Consider the following 17,182-nt stretch of genomic DNA (forward strand, 5'->3'; position numbering starts at 1 on the left):
GGACAGCCCTTAGAGCGATCACGCACGCTTCCTCTTCGAGATCGGCCGCGCACCTGGCTGATGGTGCGTCAGGGTAGGCGGATGTCCGTCTCCACCGTTGTTCAGCATGTGGTTGGAATGCCCGCCGCAGCCTGAACCGCAGCCTCATCCCCGCCCCGACTTGCCATCGGATGATCGCACTGTCGACAAGGTGACAATGCCGTTAAGCCTGAGCGCAGCAATACACCCAACCGAACCACAACACGGCCAAGCCTCTCTCAACACGTGCCTCCCCACCCCCAATATGCAAACACCACACCCGACGCAATCCATGGAGAGACCGAATGCGCTACACACGCCACGCACTAACCATCGCCACAACCCTCCTCGCCCTCACCGGAATCGTCACCAGCGCACACGCCGACAACAACAGTGACAACAAGGACAGGGACGGGAAGACCAACATCTGCTACATCCACGTCGAAGGCAACCACAACCACAACGCCTGCCGCGACATCAAATACGGCCACAACGCCACCACCGGACTGGGGCACAGTGTCGTCGGACTCGGGCAGCTCGGGAATGGGTCTCCGTGCCCTACAGCGGGCCAGTACGGGTTTACAATCACCAGTCTCGTCAGCGGCACTCTCACTGAGGTCGGGTCAGACACCTTTGCCCCTCCCGGCTTTCCGACGTATATCGGTGGGGGTATGACCACAGCGCCGGCGTGCGGCGCCGCCGGGGCCGTTGTCAGCTACAGGGACGCAGCCGGGGGGCTATACAAGCTTACCGTAGGTGCCAACGGCTCGACGACGGTCACCGGCGGGAATTCGTTCGAAAACGGTGGCAACGTGGTTTTCCAGCCCTAGGGTCTGTCCGGTAAACGGCCCTATCCCTTCGGTGGTAGATCACTGAACCTCTTTCATCCTGTTTCTGAGGGGTGAAAGCGCTGGCCAGTGGGGGTTCGGGTGACGAGCCGAGGCTCCTGGTCGTTGTGGTGGTGTTCTCACGCACCACGCATTCTCTGAGGAGCCGCGGGACCTTGACCCAAGGCCGGGCAGTTAGCGGTTTCGCAAGTCACGCAAGTCACGAAAGTAATGCAAGGAGCGTTGGGGGCCATGCTGTGGTGGCGTAGAGGCGGGGGCCGAGTTTGTGGATGAGACAGGTCTCGGCCCATATGGAGAGCTGTCGATACATGGTTTCCCTGGTGATGTCGACGAATTGGGAGGCAATGTCGCGGGGGCGCCAGAGGCGGGTTGGGTCCTTTTCGAGCAGGGTCAGGATTCGGTGCCAGCGGCGGTCGGTGGGGGCGGTATGCCGGTCGTCGTGAGAGGCGGTAGGGAGATGGGGGTGGGATTCCGGAAATTCGAGAATTTTGATGTCGAGGCTGGTGATGGTGCGGCTGGTGTCGGGCCTGCCGTTGTCGCGGCGGGTGCTGTAACGGGACATCGGTGACTTGACCTTGCGGGTGCTGACCCTCTGCCGTCGGGGCGGGAGGAGACGGGCGAGGATCCGGCGCCCGATCAGTCCGAGGCGACCGGCGTCGGCGGGGTCGGTGATGACGGCGGCGGCCTGGACGAGAAGACCTCATCTCGGTCACGCCTTGGCGGAGCATTGGTTTGCCGGAGGAAGCGGTTAGGCCTCCGCAGTGGTTCACGCTGCCCCAAGCGCAGTCCATCCTCGATGAGCTGGATCAGTCATGGCAGACGATGGGCTTTTGTGCTTCACCGGGCTGCGCTGGGGGCGAGCTCGCCGGCCTGCACGGGCACCGCATTGACTGGCAGCGCGGACGGCTCCTCGTAGTCGAGGTCAACACGAAGTCCGGCATCAAGGAGTACCCGAAGAGTTCGAAGAGCCGTCGAGAGATGCCGATTCCCGATCACGTCCTCGGCGCCCTGGGCCGCCACATGCGCGGTCGAGACCGGAAGGGCGTTGTCTTCACCACGGTCACGAAAGGGCGATCTGGTCGGCTACTCGACGACGGCAACTGAAGGAAGTACACCTGGTGGCCCGCGGTGCACCCATCGCGGTTCGCTGATGCGGACGGCACCGTCCAGCCCGTGCCGCAATACCCTCCGCACTCCATACGTCACACCTGTGCCTCCTGGCTCGTCCAGAAGGGCGTATCCCTCTACGAGGTGCAGCATCTCCTCGGTCACGAGAGCTACCAGACAATTCAGCGGTACGCGCATCTGGCCCCCGATGCGCAGCAGGCGGTCCTCGGGTCCCGACGCTGGCCGGATTTTTTGACGCTCGTGTGACGCACGGGCCCTGCTTCAGAGGCTTCTTTGGCCGCCTGACCTGTGGTTTCTTGGAATGATCCTCGAACCGATCGCGAGGGGCGCCTGAGACGCTCCCGCTTCCTCGCCCGCCGCTGGATTCCCCGGATGGGGAGTCCAGCGGCGGGTTTTTGGTGAGGGTGTCAGCCGCAGTTGAGGGTTTTCAGGGTTTCCGTCATGTACGTGCGCATGAACGCCTCCACCTGGGGACGCAGGTCCGGGTTCTTCTTGTAGGCCCGCTTCGCCTGCACCGTGAGGGTGAAGTGGTCGCCGCCCGCGGTCTTGCACGGGGCGGTTGCCGTGGCGCCGTCGTTGCCGAGTACGGAGTCCTCGAAGCCCAGGTCCACCCGGGCCGGTTCCGTCAGCCCGACGATCGTGCTCTCGCGGGAGAGGGCCAGTAGATCCTTCGGCGCCCCGTTGTGCCAGGCGAACCGGAGGTTCAGTGCGCGTTCACCGTCGACGCTCACCACGCAGGGCGCCGTCTTCGGCTTCTGCCGGTCCACCCAGGTGCCTTCGGTGATCTTCCCGTGCGGTTCGAGCAGCGGCCGCGACAGGTTCGCGGGTACGGGCGTGCCGCACAGGGTTTCCGGTACCGCCCGGTCGGCGTCCGAACCGCTGCCGCAGGCGGCGAGCGAGGCCGCCAGGACCGTGCACGCCGCGAGCGCTCCCAAGCCCTTGGTGCGCCTCATGCGGCACCCCCGCTCGGGGGTGGGGTGACGCCCTTGGCGCGCTCGGCTCCGGACTCGGCGGCCTCCTCCATCTGCTCCTGGCGTTCGAGGAGGCCGCCGTCCTTGTCGTGCTGCTTCATCCACTCGTCGGTGAGTGCCATCAGCTGGCCGTTCCGCTTCTCATAGGCCTCGTAGTCCTTGTCCGCGTATTCCCGGTCGATCTGCTTCTGCTCGTCGGCCAGCCACTTGTCGACCACGTAGTCGAAGCCGGTCTGGACCTCCGCGTCGTACGCGGGCAGGTAGCCGATCGCCGTGTCGAACATCCACTTCTCGTCCCAGGCGGCCGTCTCGGCCGGGCCGACCGCGGCGGTGCGGGCCTCCTCCAGGAAGCCCACCGTGCGGCCGGCGCGCAGCAGGGACTCCTCCGGGTGCTTCTGCCCCGCCTCGTGGATGTCGGCGACCATGGCCTGGTTGATCCCGTAGTTCAGGTTCCCGTAGGCCTCCTGGTCCTTGGAGACCTGCTTGATGACCTCGTACATGTCGTTCTGCGGCACCGGCAGGGAGCGCATGTCCACGCTGCTGGTGACCTCGTGCACCGTGTCGGCGTGGTTGACGAGGACGTTCGCCATCGGCTCGCGGAGGGATTCGGGGAGGTCGTCGCCGGCCTTCGCGAACTGGTCGATCGAGTTCTTGAAGACGGCCTTGTTGTCCGCGGTGTGCTCGACGAACTTCGGGTTCTCCGCCGACGGGTCGATGCCCGTGGCGCCGGCCTGCAGCGCCGCGGCGAAGCCCGCACGGTCGTCCTTGTCGAGTGCGGCCGCGTAGTGGGTGGAGTTGCCGTGTTCGTGCGCCTCCAGCACCACCTCCCAGTTGCGCTCCATGAGGTGCTTCATCCGGCCCTCGTCCTTGAGGTAGGACGCCGACGCCTCCGGGTCGTGGCTCATCACGCCGAGCAGGCCGTCCATAGGGTCGTTGGCGAACCAGCCGGTCCGCTCCCCGCTGTACTCGCCGCCCTTCATGACCCAGATGTCGTCCCGGTCCTTCTCCGCCTTCATGATGTCGTCGCCCATGTCGTGCAGGAACTGCTTCGAGTAGTCCCCGCCGCCCTGGCTCATCAGCGTGACCAGCGACTGGTAGCCGTACGCCTTCTCCAGTCGCAGGTCCGTGAAGGAGGTGTTGCGGCGCTCGAGGCCCTCCTTCTGCATGTCGGCCCGGAACTTCTTGTAGACCTCGGACTTCGGGTCCTTCGTCGCCGAGGCGAGCGTGGCGCCCAGGCCCTTCTGCAGTTCCGTGTAATCCGCCGTGTTCGCAGGGTTCTTGACGTGGATCTGGTCGCCCAGCCGGTTCGTCAGCTCGATCGTGCCCTTCGCGCCCAGCCCGTTGATGAACACCTGGCTGAACTCGGGCTTGCCCGAGTTGTCGCGGAAGGACCGCTGGAGTTCCGCCATCTCGGCCGCCGGGATCTTCTCGCCCGCCGCCAGACGGGTCGCGATGCCCTCCGCGTTCCGTGCCTCGTACACCTCGACGTCGCCCTGCGCCGTGCCGTTGAAGCCGGTGCCGAAGGTGGCGTCGTTCTTCTCGCCGTAGCCGTCCGCGCACGCCGCCTCGAGCGCGATCTTCACACCCTGGTCGGCGTCGTCGAGGGCCTTGACCGCGCTCTCGATGTGCTGGGACCAGGAGTTCTCGACGTTCTTCAGGTCCGGGTCGTGCCGGGCGGCGTTGGCCGTGCCCGCGTCCGCCTTGGAGAAGTCGAAGGTGCACCGGCCCTGGTCGGACACCTTCATGCCGGCCTTCACCGCGTCGTCGCGGGCGGACTCGACCTTCTTCTTCAGGTCGGTGAACTGCTCGTGCGCGTCACGCAGCAGGCCGGCGATCGCCTTCGCCTGGGTCTGCGCGGCCGCGTACTCGTAGCGGGTGCCGGCGAAGTTGGTGTGGGCCGCGCCCACGCTCACACCCGTCCAGGCCTGACCCCCCATGGTGATCTTCTGGACACCGTCCCGGTAGCGGTCCTCGATCTTCTTGAACTCCCCGGCCATGTCGTCCCACTTGGTGGCAGCCGTGGTGAGGTGTCCGAAGTCGGTCGTCATGACCTGGTGGTATGTCAGCATCGCCTTCGTCCGCCGCCTAGATTCCGTGCAGTTTCGAGTCCGCCGGCGGCTTCAGGATGCCGAAGCCGTCGCCCGTCGCGATGTCGTTGCGCAGGAACAGGTTCGAGGTCCCGCGCAGCGCGGTCTTCTCGGAGGCCAGCCGGCCCATCAGCCCGGTCACCTGCCGGTCCCAGGTCTCCTGCACCTTCTTCAGGCCGGCCGCCGCGCTCCAGCCGTCGAGTGCTTTGACGGCGCCGTTCGAGCTCTCGTCCGCGTGGTCCGCGGCCTTCTTGGTGCTCGGCTCCAGGTCGTTCTCGATGGTGTTCGCGGCGGCCTTCTTCTCCGCGGGCGACGAGCCGAAGTCGCCGGTGCCGGGGAACAGCGGGCCGGGCGGCGGTCCCGAGTTCAGCCGCATCGCCGCTTGGTCCGCCGCGATGGACCTCGCCTCGCCCCAGTCCTCTTCGAACCCCATGGTGGGTCTGTCTCCCCCGTCGCCCGTCACCGATCAGCACGCCCATTCGGCCATTCGACGCTATCAGGGCCGACGGGCGGCACCGCGGTCGCGCTCACCGGGCCGATCGCGGTACCCGGACCGCCCGTTGCGCCCGGTCCGGTCCGGTCCGGTCCGGTTCGGTTCGGTCAGGTCGGGTCGGGTCGGGTTCAGCGGGCCACGGGGAGGCCCATGGGTTCCTTGATGCGCTTCATGATGATCTGGGAGTTGACCTCGGTGACGCCGGACAGGGCCGTCAGCTTTTCGATCCAGAGGCGTTCGTACGCGCGCAGGTCCGCCACCGCGATGCGCAGCAGGCAGCCGGGGCTGCCGAAGAGGCGGTAGGCCTCGATCACGTCGGGGATGTCCTGTAGGGCCGCCTCGAAGGCCTCGACGGCCTCGCGGTCGCGGCGGACCTCCACCGAGACGAGCACCTCGAAGCCGCGGCCCACCGCCTCGGGGGAGATCACGGCGCGGTAGCCCTGGATCACCCCGTCCTGTTCGAGCTGGCGCACGCGGCGCATACAAGGGGACGGGGTCAGTCCGACCCGCTGGGCCAGTTCCTGGTTGCTCAGGCGGCCGTCCGCCTGGAGCTCGCGCAAGATTTCGCGGTCGATGGAGTCCATGACGCAATTATCACGTAGCCATTGTTACAGCAGCGGTCAAAGAAGCAATCGCATTGCGCGTAGATCTCTCTATCATTGCTGTTTCGGTACATACGTACGAATGAGAGGTGGCCGCGGCCATGGGGCGGATCGTCGTCATCAGCACCGGCGGAACGATAGCCAGCCGCTGGCAGGGCTCCGGATTCGCGGCGGACGCCGACGGCAGCGAGGTCATGGCCACCGCGCCGCTGCCCGAGGGCATCACCGTCGAGGTCGTGGACCTGTTCAGCGTGAACAGCCCCCGGCTGACCACCGCCCACCAGCTCACCCTGCTGCGCACCGTGCACGAGGTGCTCGCCGACCCCGGCGTCGACGGCATCGTCGTCACCCACGGCACGGACACCCTGGAGGAGTCGGCGTTCCTCGTCGACCTGCACCACCACGACGCGCGCTCCGTGGTCTTCACCGGTTCGCAGCGGCCCATGGGGACCGCGGACGGCGACGGGCCGGAGAACCTGTACGACGCGCTGCTCACCGCCGCCACCACGCGCGGGCTGGGCGTGCTGATCGCCTTCGCCGGGCGGGTGCACGCCGCGCGGGGCACGGTGAAGACGCAGGCGGTGGCGCTGGACGCGTTCGCCGACCCCTCGAAGGAACTGCTCGGGAAGATCGGCTTCGGCAAGGTCACCATCCTGCGCACGCCGCAGCGGTCCGCGCCGCTGGCGCTGCCGGCCATGCCGGAGCTGCCGCCGCGCGTGGACGTGGTGGTGCACCACGCCGACGGCGACGCGGTGCTGCTGAACGCGGCCGTGGCCGCCGGTGCCCGGGGTGTCGTCCTCGTCGGGACGGGCGCGGGCAACGCGACGCCGGAGATCGTGGACGCGGTGAAGGCCGCCGTCGGGCGCGGGGTGCTGGTCGCGCTGACCACGCGGGTCATGGCCGGGCCGGTCACCGAGATCTACACGCACGGCGGGGCCGTGGACCTGGTGGCGGCGGGTGCGGTGCCGACGGGGACGCTGCGGGCGGGGCAGGCGCGGATCGCCGTGCTCTCCGCGTTGCTCGCCTCCGGCGAGGCCGATGAGCGGGTTCGGGTGCTGCGGGAGGTTCTCGGGGCGCCGGGGGCCGTGCTGGTCGGGGCGTAGCCGCCGCCGGGCCGGTTGCCGGGGCTCCGCCCCGGACCCCGCGCCTCAAGCGCCGGCGGGGCTGGATGTGGCCGGGGTTCGGTGCCTGGGGTCGCGGGTGGTCTGCGGACCGGTTGCCGGGGCTCCGCCCCGGACCCCGCGCCTCAAGCGCCGACGGGGCCGGATGTGGCCCCCCGCCCGCGTTGCTCACGCGCCGAAGGCCGCCAGGAGCTGGTCCGCCGCCGAGGTCGGCGTTACCGTGCCCGCGCGGACCGAGGCTTCCAGGGTGGGCGCCAGGGAGCGGACGGCCGGATTGGCGCGGAGGCGGTCCAGGAGTTCGTCGCGGACCATCGCCCACGTCCACTCCACCTGCTGGGCCGCCCGCTTCGCCGCCAGCCGGCCGTTCGCGTCCAGCAGCCGCCGGTGCTGTTCGAGGCGGTTCCAGATCTCGTCGAGCCCCGCCGACTCCCGGGCGCTGCACGTCAGCACCGGCGGGGTCCAGGCCGCGTCCGCCGGGTGCATCAGCCGCAGCGCGCCCGACAGTTCGCGGGCGGCGGCCTTCGCGTCGCGCTCGTGCGGGCCGTCCGCCTTGTTGACCGCCAGCACGTCGGCCAGTTCCAGGACGCCCTTCTTGATGCCCTGCAACTGGTCGCCCGTACGGGCCAGGGACAGCAGCAGGAAGGAGTCGACCATGCCCGCGACCGTGGTCTCGGACTGGCCGACGCCGACCGTCTCGACGAGGACCACGTCGTAGCCCGCCGCCTCCATGACGATCATCGATTCGCGGGTGGCCTTCGCGACGCCGCCCAGCGTCCCGGCGGACGGCGAGGGCCGGACGAACGCCGCCGGGTCCACGGCGAGCCGCTCCATCCGCGTCTTGTCGCCGAGGATGGAGCCGCCCGTCCGCTTGGAGGACGGGTCGACGGCGAGGACCGCCACCTGGTGGCCCAGCCCCGTCAGCATCGTGCCGAACGCGTCGATGAAGGTGGACTTGCCCACCCCCGGCACCCCGCTGATCCCGATCCGGCGCGCCTTCCCCGCATGGGGGAGGAGCTCCGTCAACAACGCCTGCGCCAGCGCCCGGTGGGCGGGCAGGGTGGACTCGACGAGGGTGATCGCCCGCGCGATGTACGCGCGCTTCCCGTCGAGCACGCCCTTCGCGTACGCCTCGATGTCGATCTTCGGCACCGGCGGCCGCCTACAGCTCGTGGCCCAGGTCCGCGGCCAGCCGCGTCACCAGGTCGTGGGCCGCGTCGGGGATCACCGTTCCCGGCGGGAACACCGCCGTCGCGCCCATTTCCAGCAGCGTCGGCACGTCGGCCGGCGGGATGACCCCACCCACGACGATCATGATGTCCTCGCGGCCCTCCTCCGCCAACTGCTCGCGCAGCGCCGGTACGAGGGTCAGGTGGCCGGCCGCGAGAGAGGAGACGCCCACGACGTGGACGTCGGCCTCGACGGCCTGGCGGGCCACCTCCGCCGGGGTCTGGAACAGCGGGCCGACGTCCACGTCGAAGCCCAGGTCGGCGAAGGCCGTCGCGATCACCTTCTGGCCGCGGTCGTGCCCGTCCTGGCCCATCTTGGCGACCAGGATGCGCGGACGGCGGCCTTCCGCCTCCTCGAACCGGTCGACGAGGGCACGGGTGCGCTCCACGGACGGGGACTCGCCTGCTTCGGTGCGGTACACACCCGAGATCGTACGGATCTGGCTCGCGTGCCGCCCGTACACCTTCTCCAGCGCGTCCGAGATCTCGCCCACGGTGGCCTTGGCGCGCGCCGCGTCCACCGCCAGCGCCAGCAGGTTGCCCTCCAGCCCCTGGCCCGACGAGCCCTGCTCCGCCGCGTGCGTCAGCGCCCGCAGCGCGTCCTGGGTGACCGCCTCGTCGCGCTCCTCGCGCAGCCGCCGCAGCTTGGCGATCTGCTGGGTGCGCACCGACGAGTTGTCGACCTTCAGGACGTCGATGGCCTCGTCGTTCTCCACGCGGTACTTGTTGACGCCGATCACCGGCTGCCGGCCCGAGTCGATCCGCGCCTGCGTACGGGCCGCGGCCTCCTCGACGCGCAGCTTCGGGATGCCCGCGTCGATGGCCTGCGCCATGCCGCCGGCCGCCTCGACCTCCTCGATGTGCTGCCAGGCCCGGCGCGCCAGGTCGTACGTCAGCTTCTCGACGTACGCGCTGCCGCCCCACGGGTCGATCGACCGGCAGGTCCCCGACTCCTGCTGGAGCAGCAGCTGGGTGTTGCGGGCGATGCGCGCCGAGAAGTCCGTCGGCAGCGCGAGCGCCTCGTCGAGGGCGTTGGTGTGCAGCGACTGGGTGTGGCCCTGGGTCGCGGCCATCGCCTCGATGCAGGTGCGGGTGACGTTGTTGAAGACGTCCTGGGCCGTGAGGGACCAGCCCGAGGTCTGCGAATGGGTGCGCAGCGACAGCGACTTGGCGTTCTGCGGGTCGAACTGCTTGACCAGGCGCGCCCACAGCAGGCGGGCGGCGCGCAGCTTCGCGACCTCCATGAAGAAGTTCATGCCGATCGCCCAGAAGAAGGACAGGCGAGGGGCGAACGCGTCCACGTCCAGCCCGACGGCCTGGCCGGCCCGCAGGTACTCCACGCCGTCCGCGAGGGTGTACGCGAGCTCCAGGTCGGCCGTGGCCCCGGCCTCCTGGATGTGGTAGCCGGAGATGGAGATCGAGTTGTACCGGGGCATCTTCTGCGAGGTGAAGGAGAAGATGTCGGAGATGATCCGCATCGAGGGCTTGGGCGGGTAGATGTAGGTGTTGCGGACCATGAACTCCTTGAGGATGTCGTTCTGGATGGTCCCGGCGAGCTTGTCGGGGGAGACGCCCTGCTCCTCCGCCGCCACGATGTAGAGGGCGAGGACCGGCAGCACCGCGCCGTTCATCGTCATCGACACCGACATCTTGTCCAGCGGAATGCCGTCGAACAGCTGCCGCATGTCGTAGATCGAGTCGATCGCCACGCCCGCCATGCCGACGTCGCCGGTCACCCGCGGGTGGTCGCTGTCGTAGCCGCGGTGCGTCGGCAGGTCGAAGGCGACCGACAGGCCCTTCTGGCCGGAGGCGAGGTTGCGCCGGTAGAAGGCGTTCGACTCCTCGGCCGTGGAGAACCCGGCGTACTGCCGGATCGTCCAGGGCTGGTTGACGTACATCGTCGGGTACGGGCCGCGCAGGTACGGGGCCACGCCCGGGTACGTCTCGAGGAAGTCCAGGCCCTCCACGTCGCGGCCGGTGTACAGCGGCTTGACGCCGATGCCCTCGGGGGTCTCCCACAGCAGGTCCGCGGCCGCGGTGCCGGTGGACTCCTTCACCGAGGCGCGCCACTGGTCCTCGGAGATCCCGGCGGCGGCGGTGGGGCCGAGCGCCAGCTCGGAGAAATCGGGGATGCTCAAGACGGCACTCCCATCCGGTCGAGTACGGAGGACAGCACGGCGACGGCGTCACAGCCGGCGAAGACGTACTCGTCCACGGAAGCCCCTGCGGTGCCGGGCTTGCCGGCGAGGAACACGGTGGTGGCGCCCGCCGAGCGGAGCGCGGCGGCCACCGCCTCGGCGTGCTCCTCGTACAGCGTGTCACTGGAGCAGAGCACGGCCATGCCGTCCGCGCCGCTCGCGGCGTAGGCCTCGGCGGCCGTCGCCGCGTCGACCGACACGGGGTCGTGGACCGGTGTGACACCGCCCGCCTGGAAGAGGTTCGAGGCGAAGGTGGCGCGCGCGGTGTGCGCGGCCGCCGGGCCCAGGGCGGCGAGGAAGATCCGCGGCCGGGCGCCGGTGGCGGCCAGGTGCGCGTCGCTGCGGGCGCGCAGCGCCTCGTACGCCTCGTCGCGCCGGACGCGCGGCAGGCCGCCGGCGGGCGCGGGCGGAGCGCTCTCGCGGACGACCGGCTTCTCCGACAGCAGCGGGAACTCGCTGACGCCGGTGATCGGTTCGCGGCGCTTGGCCAGCTTCTTCGAGCGGGCGGCCCAGGTGGCGGCGAGCCGCTCGGCGACCAGCCCGGAGCGCAGGGCGGCGGCCTGGCCGCCGGCCTTCTCCAGGGTCTGGAAGAACTCCCAGGCGGCGTGCGCGAGTTCGTCCGTGAGCCGCTCGACGTAGTACGAGCCGCCGGCCGGGTCGATCACGCGGGCCAGGTGGGACTCCTCCAGCAGGATCGTGGAGGTGTTGCGGGCGATACGGCGCGCGAAGGCGTCCGGCAGGCCCAGTTCGTGGTCGAAGGGGAGCACGGTGACGGCGTCCGCTCCGCCCACGCCCGCGGCCATGCAGGCCACGGTGGTGCGCAGCATGTTCACCCACGGGTCACGGCGGGTCATCATCACCGGCGAGGTCACCGCGTGCTGGAACTGCGCGCCGGCCGCCGGGGCCCCCGAGGCCCCGGCGACACGGGACCACAGGCGGCGCGCCGCGCGCAGCTTGGCGATGGTGAGGAACTGGTCGGCGGTGGCCGCGTAGCGGAACTCCAGCTGGCCGAGGGCCGCTTCGGTGCTCAGACCGGCCCCGGTGAGGGTGCGCAGGTACGAGACGCCGGTGGCCAGTGACAGCGCCAGCTCCTCGGCGGCGCTGCCGCCGGCCTCGTGGTAGGGCAGGGCGTCGACGGTCAGGGCGCGGATGCCGGGCCAGCCCGCGGCGGCCTCCAGGGCCAGCTCCGCGGCGCCGGCCGGGTCCAGTGCCTCGCCGGTACGGGCCTCGTGGCCCAGCGGGTCGGCGCCGAAGGAGGCGCGTGCGGCCTCGGGGGAGACACCGCGCTCGGCGTACAGGGCCAGCAGCGTGCGGGCGGCCTCGGCGTAGTCGGCTCCGGCGTCCAGGACGACCGGGGCCAGGTCGAGGTAGACCCCGTCCAGCGCGCGGTCGAGGCCGTCGGCCGGGATTCCGGCGCGGCCCGTGGTCACCCACAGGGAGGTGACCCCGTTCTCCAGATCGGCGAGGGCCGCTTCGTTCATACGGGCCGGATCGGTGCCCACCAGTCGCTGGCGGACGTCCCAGCCGTTCGCGGTGGTGCCCTCCGGCCTGCCGCCCCGTACGAAGGGGGCGAATCCGGGGAAGCCGGTGTCGGCAGCCGACCTGTCGGGCGGTGCGGTGTACAGCGGACGGGTGGTGAGCCCGTCCTCGAGCTGGGTGGACAACGCTTCTTCAGCGGCCTCGCCGGAGGCTTCCTTGCCCGACTTGCGCAGTACGCCCTCTACAAGGCGCTGCCACTGCTCATGTGTCGCGGCAGGGAACTCGGCGGCCAGGGAGAGCCCGTCGTCAGGCAGGACCGTCATGGCCTCGAATGTAGGGGAGGACGCTCAAGCGGCACTATACCGACGGGTGTGATCTCGCCCTCTCATTTGAGCGGCCGGGATCATCGAACACCCGGCTGAGCAGCACCGTTGCGGCCGCCTCCGGGAGGACGGCCGGTCCGGCGTGCGGGACCACGATGCGTCCGGGGTCGTCGCAGACGTGCGAGAGGGCCGTCGCGGCGGTGCGGATCTCCTCGAGATATCCCTCGTCGAGGACGCTCGACAACTCGGTCACGACCATGATCGCCGGATTGAAGACATCCAACAGAAGCGCCGCCGCGCGGCCCACGGCCCGGGCGCGCTCGCGCAGCAGCCGGTCGGCGCGCGGGTCGCCGGTGGCGGCCGCGTCCACCAGCAGGGTGACGGACGGGTCGGGCACGATCCCCCGGCGCACGGCCTCGGCGCCCAGCGCGGTGTCGGACGCGGTCGCCTGGAGGCAGCCCGTACGTCCGCACGCGCAGGGCGCCGCCGACCCGGGCACCGGCAGGTGGGCCACGTCCCCGGCGGCCGACCCCGGGCCCTGGTGCACGGTCCCCCCGATGCCGAAGGCGGCGTCCACGACGTTGCCGATGAACAGGTGCACCAGACTGCCGCGGGCTTCCGGCCGGCCGAACAGGATCTCGGCCCGGGCGACGGCCCGGGCGTGGTTGTCGACCCGCACCGGCAGTCCGAGCGCGGCGGACAGCTCGGCGCCGAGCGGCTTCTGCCGCCACCCCAGCACCGGGTGGTGCACGACGGTCCCCTCGTCGGGGCGGATCCACCCGCCCAGCGCGGCCCCGACCCCCAGCAGCGGCCGCCCGGAGCCGGACTCGGCCAGGAACCTGCCCAGTTCGGCGCAGATCACGGCGGACAGGCCGGCCGGTGCACGGCCCTCGTGGGGGAAGGCCCGCCGGGCCAGCAGCCGGCCCCGGAGGTCGACGAGGCTGAAGGTCGAGGAGGGCACGCCGATGTGCAGCCCGGCGGCGACCGGCCCGCCGACGGCGCCGGTGTGCAGGTCCAGCGGAATCCGTGGCCGCCCCACCCCGGTGGCGGGACCGGGGAGTTCGCGCAGGAGTCCGCCGCGGAGCAGTGCGGTGGTCTGCCGGGAGACGGCGGCGGGGCTCAGCCCGCACAGGCGGGCGATGCCGCCGCGGGCGACGGGCCCGTGCTCCAGCACCGTCCGCAGCACGGTGGCGGCGTTGGTCGTCGCCCGACTGTCACCGGCCATGCGTGTCACGAGGGTCTCCTTGGGGCGGGGGTGTGCCCCCGATCATGCCCGGTCCCCGGCCGGGGACCGGTGTGATGAGCGGCCTCGCCGCCCCGGGACCCGCGCGGAGGCGGCCACATCCGGCGAACGCGTGGCGGCCGCGTTGCGGGGGCGTGAAATCAAGCCACGGTTTCCGGCCGCCGGGCCGGGTTTGCGCACGGCCCACGGATCCCGGGAAAGCCCAGGTCACGGGGGGTGTGCAGGGGTGGTCGGGAGATCGGGGGACGGTGCTCGAAGGGGCGTTCGGCGGGGGTTGACCGGGGGCGGGGGCGCTGTCAGGCTCCGAGCCATGACCGCGAACGCACTTCTCGTCCCGCGGCTCCACACCCCCGGCCCCTGTACCGCGCCGGCCGGGTGTCCGGGCCGCTGTCAGGCCCCGCACCGCGCCTGAGCCCCGCTGCTCCAGGGCCCGGCCGCGCCAGGACCGCACGGGCTCGGGCCGCAGGGCCTCAGGGTTCCGTGAGCGCCGAGGCCCAGGGCCCACGGCGCCCCACGGCCCCACCGGCCGGTGCGTCCATGGCCGCCGGATCCCGAGGCCCGGCCCGCGCGTCTCCCCGTACCCGCGCCGCACCGCACGTACCCGCACCGCACGTACCCGCGCCGCACCGTACGTACCGCGTCGCACCGCACCGCACCGCACGTCCCCGCACGCGTCGGACCGCGCTGCCCCCTGCCCGCCGGGCAGCCCCGTACCTCTATTTCTTCCGCTGCGGAAATAACCCGCCCACACCCCTGCCAGGGAGTTCTCATGGCCACTGCAACCACCCCCGTCACCGTCACCAGGATCGGCGGCCGCATCGGGGCCGAGATCGGCGGCGTGCGGCTCGGCGGCGACCTGCCCGCCGGTGTCGTCGCCGAGGTCCGGGCCGCGCTCCTCGCGCACAAGGTCGTCTTCTTCCGCGGCCAGGACCACCTCGACGAAGCCGGACACGAGTCCTTCGCCCAGCTGCTCGGCGCCCCGGTCGCGCACCCCACCGTGCCGTCCGCCGACGGCCGTTACGCCCTGGGCATCGACTCCCACCACGGCGCCCGTGCCAACCAGTGGCACACCGACGTCACCTTCGTCCCCGCCTACCCGGCCTTCTCGATCCTCCGCGCCGTGACCATCCCCCCGTACGGCGGCGACACCCTGTGGGCCAACACCGCCACCGCCTACGCCGGCCTCCCGGAGCCGCTGCGCGCCCTCGCCGACAGCCTGCGCGCCGTCCACTCCAACGAGTACGACTACGCCGCCCTGAAGCCCGACGCACTGCCCGAGGCCCTGGCCCAGTACCGCGAGGTCTTCACCTCGACGAAGTTCCTCACCGAGCACCCGGTGGTCCGCGTCCACCCCGAGACCGGTGAGCGCACCCTGCTGCTCGGCAACTTCGTCCAGCGCGTCAAGGGCCTCACCGGCCGCGACTCCCGTGCGCTCCAGGACCTGTTCCAGGCGCACATCGAGAGCCCCGAGAACACCGTCCGCTGGCAGTGGCGGACCGGCGACGTCGCGATCTGGGACAACCGCGCTACCCAGCACTACGGCGTGGACGACTCCGACGACCACGAGCGCACCCTGCGCCGCGTCACCGTCGACGGCGACGTCCCCGTCGGCCCCGACGGCGAGCCCTCCCGCCTGCTCAGCCCTTCGAGCGTCCCGGACCCGGCCTTCGGCATCGCCTCCGGAGGCTCTGCCACCGCCTCCGCCACCGCCTGACCGTCCGCTCCCCGTACGAAGCCCAAGGAGCCCCCCGTGCCCCAGCTGCTCGCCATCACCGGCAGTCCCTCCGCCCACTCCCGAACCGCCGTCGTCGCCGACCACGTGCTGCGCCGCCTGTCCCACGCCGGCTTCACCACCGAGCACCTCTCCGTACGCGAACTGCCCGCCGCCGACCTGCTGTCCGCCCGCCGCGGCGAGCCCGAGATCCGCCGGGCCCTGGACGCGGTGGCCGGGGCCGACGGCATCGTCATCGCGAGCCCGGTCTACAAGGCCTCGTACACCGGACTGCTGAAGGCCTTCCTCGACCTGCTCCCGCAGGACGGCCTCGTCGGCAAGACCGTGTTCCCGCTGGTCACCGGCGGCAGCCTGGCCCACGTCCTGGCCATCGACTACGCCCTGCGCCCCGTGCTCTCCGCCCTCGGCGCCCGGCACGTCACCGCCGGCAGGTTCGTCCTGGACTCCTCCGTCGAGCGCGGTTCCGGCCCCGACCGGCTGCGTCCCGAGGCAGAGCTGGACCTCTTCCAGGCCGTCGACGAGTTCGCGGCCGCCCTGCGCGGCGCCGCCTCGTACGCGACCGAGCAGCCGACCGCGCACCCGACGGCGCACCCGACCGCGCAGCCGACCGCGCTCGCGGCCACCCCGTAACGCCCCGGCCGCGCCCCACAACCTCCGCACCGACAAGGATCCGCCATGCCCGCAGCCTTCACCTCGACCACCACCTCCCGGCGCCAGTTCCTCACCCTGCTCGGCATCTCGGCGGCCGCGGTGAGCTGCGGCACGGCCACCGCCGACGGCGGCGGATCCGGCAAGCAGACCAAGACCCTGAAGTACCAGGGAGCGGTCGGCGCGGTCACGCTGCCCGAACTCGCCCTGGACCTCGGCTACCTGGAGGACCTCCGGCTCGAATGGGTCGGCAACACCATCAGCGGGCCGCAGGACATCCAGTCCGCCGCGACCGGCCAGACCCACTTCGGCAGCGCCTTCAACGGCGCGGTCATCAAGCTCGCCGCCGGAAACGCGCCGATCAAGGCCGTCATCTCCTCCTACGGCTCCGACCAGTACTCCTACGCCGGCTACTTCGTCCTGGAGGACAGCCCGATCCGCTCCGCCCGCGACCTGATCGGCAAGAAGGTCGGCATGAACACCCTCGGCGCCCACTACCAGGCGCTGCTCGACACCTACCTCAGCCGCAACGGCCTCTCCAAGGCGGACGCGGCCAAGGTCGAGGCCCTGGTCATACCGCCCGTCAACACCGAGCAGGCGCTGCGCGCGAAGCAGATCGAGGTCGGCGTGCTCACCGGCGTCCTGCGCGACAAGGCCGTCGCCGGCGGCGGGATCCGCCCGCTGTTCACCGACGTGGAACTGCTCGGCCCGTTCAGCGCGGGCACCTACATCATGACCGAGCGCTTCATCAGGCAGAACCCGGACACCGTACGGACCTTCGTGACGGGCGTGGCCAAGGCCATCGAGTGGTCCCGCACCACCCCGCGCGAGGAGGCCGTCGCCCGGATGACCGAGATCGTCAAGAAGCGCGGCCGCAACGAGGACACCGCCGCCCTGCAGTACTGGCGCTCCTTCGGGATCGCCGAGACGGGCGGCCGGATACCCGACCAGGAGTTCCAGCTCTGGCTCGACTGGCTCGGGGAGCGCGGCGAGATCAAGCAGGGCCAGTTCAAGCCGTCCGACCTCTACACCAACGAGTTCAACGGCTACGGAAAGGGCTGACCG

General features: G+C 70.9%; 16 protein-coding genes. 7 read left to right on the forward strand and 9 right to left on the reverse strand.

The window, feature by feature from the left end; genetic code table 11:
- Positions 1 to 323: 323 nt before the first annotated feature.
- Positions 324 to 848: a hypothetical protein gene (locus tag ACTVZO_RS30460; RefSeq protein WP_443301365.1), complete on the forward strand. Its 525-nt coding sequence runs from the start codon at positions 324 to 326 to the stop codon at positions 846 to 848.
- A 217-nt stretch (positions 849 to 1,065) separates the two neighbouring features.
- Here the strand turns inward: ACTVZO_RS30460 and ACTVZO_RS30465 are convergent, their stop codons facing one another.
- Positions 1,066 to 1,428 carry a hypothetical protein gene (locus ACTVZO_RS30465; protein WP_443301366.1) on the reverse strand — a complete coding sequence of 121 codons (363 nt, stop codon included), beginning with the start codon at positions 1,426 to 1,428 and terminating at the stop codon, positions 1,066 to 1,068.
- Positions 1,429 to 1,598: 170 nt separating this feature from the next.
- On the opposite strand from ACTVZO_RS30465, the gene ACTVZO_RS30470 reads away from it, so the two are divergent.
- Entirely contained in the window at positions 1,599 to 1,970 is a 372-nt protein-coding gene (locus ACTVZO_RS30470) for a hypothetical protein (RefSeq protein WP_443301367.1), read from the forward strand.
- Positions 1,971 to 2,039: 69 nt separating this feature from the next.
- A complete protein-coding gene (locus tag ACTVZO_RS30475; protein ID WP_443301368.1) occupies positions 2,040 to 2,240 on the forward strand; it encodes a tyrosine-type recombinase/integrase in 201 nt (66 codons plus the stop codon).
- Positions 2,241 to 2,401: 161 nt separating this feature from the next.
- Here ACTVZO_RS30475 and ACTVZO_RS30480 read toward each other — a convergent pair whose 3' ends face one another.
- From ACTVZO_RS30480 to ACTVZO_RS30495, 4 genes are all read right to left on the reverse strand, one after another.
- Positions 2,402 to 2,947: a hypothetical protein gene (locus ACTVZO_RS30480; protein WP_443301369.1), complete on the reverse strand. Its 546-nt coding sequence runs from the start codon at positions 2,945 to 2,947 to the stop codon at positions 2,402 to 2,404.
- A complete protein-coding gene (locus tag ACTVZO_RS30485) occupies positions 2,944 to 5,013 on the reverse strand; it encodes a hypothetical protein (RefSeq protein ID WP_443301370.1) in 2,070 nt (689 codons plus the stop codon). The genes ACTVZO_RS30480 and ACTVZO_RS30485 overlap by 4 nt, the downstream gene beginning before the upstream one ends.
- A gap of 37 nt (positions 5,014 to 5,050) precedes the next feature.
- Complete coding sequence (locus ACTVZO_RS30490; RefSeq protein ID WP_443301371.1) at positions 5,051 to 5,485, reverse strand: hypothetical protein; 435 nt, start codon at positions 5,483 to 5,485, stop codon at positions 5,051 to 5,053.
- A 188-nt stretch (positions 5,486 to 5,673) separates the two neighbouring features.
- Complete coding sequence (locus tag ACTVZO_RS30495) at positions 5,674 to 6,129, reverse strand: Lrp/AsnC family transcriptional regulator (protein WP_443301372.1); 456 nt, start codon at positions 6,127 to 6,129, stop codon at positions 5,674 to 5,676.
- 119 nt (positions 6,130 to 6,248) lie between these two features.
- On the opposite strand from ACTVZO_RS30495, the gene ACTVZO_RS30500 reads away from it, so the two are divergent.
- Positions 6,249 to 7,250, forward strand: coding sequence for an asparaginase (locus tag ACTVZO_RS30500; RefSeq protein WP_443303312.1), 1,002 nt, complete (start codon positions 6,249 to 6,251; stop codon positions 7,248 to 7,250).
- Positions 7,251 to 7,436: 186 nt separating this feature from the next.
- Here ACTVZO_RS30500 and meaB read toward each other — a convergent pair whose 3' ends face one another.
- From meaB to ACTVZO_RS30520, 4 genes are read right to left on the reverse strand one after another with little or no spacing between them, the layout of a single operon-like run.
- Complete coding sequence (meaB, locus tag ACTVZO_RS30505; RefSeq protein WP_443301373.1) at positions 7,437 to 8,417, reverse strand: methylmalonyl Co-A mutase-associated GTPase MeaB; 981 nt, start codon at positions 8,415 to 8,417, stop codon at positions 7,437 to 7,439.
- 10 nt (positions 8,418 to 8,427) lie between these two features.
- Complete coding sequence (scpA, locus tag ACTVZO_RS30510; RefSeq protein WP_443301374.1) at positions 8,428 to 10,632, reverse strand: methylmalonyl-CoA mutase; 2,205 nt, start codon at positions 10,630 to 10,632, stop codon at positions 8,428 to 8,430.
- The gene (locus ACTVZO_RS30515; protein WP_443301375.1) at positions 10,629 to 12,494 is read right to left on the reverse strand and encodes a methylmalonyl-CoA mutase family protein; all 1,866 of its coding nucleotides are present in this window, start codon (positions 12,492 to 12,494) and stop codon (positions 10,629 to 10,631) included. The genes scpA and ACTVZO_RS30515 overlap by 4 nt, the downstream gene beginning before the upstream one ends.
- A 34-nt stretch (positions 12,495 to 12,528) precedes the next feature.
- A complete protein-coding gene (locus ACTVZO_RS30520; protein WP_443303313.1) occupies positions 12,529 to 13,719 on the reverse strand; it encodes an ROK family protein in 1,191 nt (396 codons plus the stop codon).
- Between the two features lie 787 nt (positions 13,720 to 14,506).
- On the opposite strand from ACTVZO_RS30520, the gene ACTVZO_RS30525 reads away from it, so the two are divergent.
- The 3 genes from ACTVZO_RS30525 to ACTVZO_RS30535 are packed head-to-tail and all read left to right on the forward strand — an operon-like array spanning position 14,507 to position 17,179.
- Positions 14,507 to 15,451 carry a TauD/TfdA dioxygenase family protein gene (locus tag ACTVZO_RS30525; RefSeq protein ID WP_443301376.1) on the forward strand — a complete coding sequence of 315 codons (945 nt, stop codon included), beginning with the start codon at positions 14,507 to 14,509 and terminating at the stop codon, positions 15,449 to 15,451.
- 36 nt (positions 15,452 to 15,487) lie between these two features.
- Complete coding sequence (gene ssuE / locus ACTVZO_RS30530; protein ID WP_443301377.1) at positions 15,488 to 16,099, forward strand: NADPH-dependent FMN reductase; 612 nt, start codon at positions 15,488 to 15,490, stop codon at positions 16,097 to 16,099.
- A 45-nt stretch (positions 16,100 to 16,144) separates the two neighbouring features.
- Positions 16,145 to 17,179 (forward strand): ABC transporter substrate-binding protein, encoded by a 1,035-nt coding sequence (locus ACTVZO_RS30535; protein WP_443301378.1) that lies wholly within the window; start codon positions 16,145 to 16,147, stop codon positions 17,177 to 17,179.
- The last annotated feature ends 3 nt before the right edge of the window (positions 17,180 to 17,182 follow it).

Origin of the sequence: Streptomyces sp. IBSNAI002, from assembly GCF_052244475.1 — a bacterium.
In the GTDB taxonomy this organism is placed as follows: domain Bacteria; phylum Actinomycetota; class Actinomycetes; order Streptomycetales; family Streptomycetaceae; genus Streptomyces.

Coding starts and splice junctions, on each gene's coding strand:
- ACTVZO_RS30460 (WP_443301365.1), top strand. CDS start 324: ATGCGCTACACACGCCACGCACTAACCATCGCCACAACCCTCCTCGCC.
- ACTVZO_RS30465 (WP_443301366.1), bottom strand. CDS start 1,428: ATGTCCCGTTACAGCACCCGCCGCGACAACGGCAGGCCCGACACCAGC.
- ACTVZO_RS30480 (WP_443301369.1), bottom strand. CDS start 2,947: ATGAGGCGCACCAAGGGCTTGGGAGCGCTCGCGGCGTGCACGGTCCTG.
- ACTVZO_RS30485 (WP_443301370.1), bottom strand. CDS start 5,013: ATGACGACCGACTTCGGACACCTCACCACGGCTGCCACCAAGTGGGAC.
- ACTVZO_RS30490 (WP_443301371.1), bottom strand. CDS start 5,485: ATGGGGTTCGAAGAGGACTGGGGCGAGGCGAGGTCCATCGCGGCGGAC.
- ACTVZO_RS30495 (WP_443301372.1), bottom strand. CDS start 6,129: ATGGACTCCATCGACCGCGAAATCTTGCGCGAGCTCCAGGCGGACGGC.
- ACTVZO_RS30500 (WP_443303312.1), top strand. CDS start 6,249: ATGGGGCGGATCGTCGTCATCAGCACCGGCGGAACGATAGCCAGCCGC.
- ACTVZO_RS30515 (WP_443301375.1), bottom strand. CDS start 12,494: ATGACGGTCCTGCCTGACGACGGGCTCTCCCTGGCCGCCGAGTTCCCT.
- ACTVZO_RS30520 (WP_443303313.1), bottom strand. CDS start 13,719: ATGGCCGGTGACAGTCGGGCGACGACCAACGCCGCCACCGTGCTGCGG.
- ACTVZO_RS30525 (WP_443301376.1), top strand. CDS start 14,507: ATGGCCACTGCAACCACCCCCGTCACCGTCACCAGGATCGGCGGCCGC.
- ACTVZO_RS30535 (WP_443301378.1), top strand. CDS start 16,145: ATGCCCGCAGCCTTCACCTCGACCACCACCTCCCGGCGCCAGTTCCTC.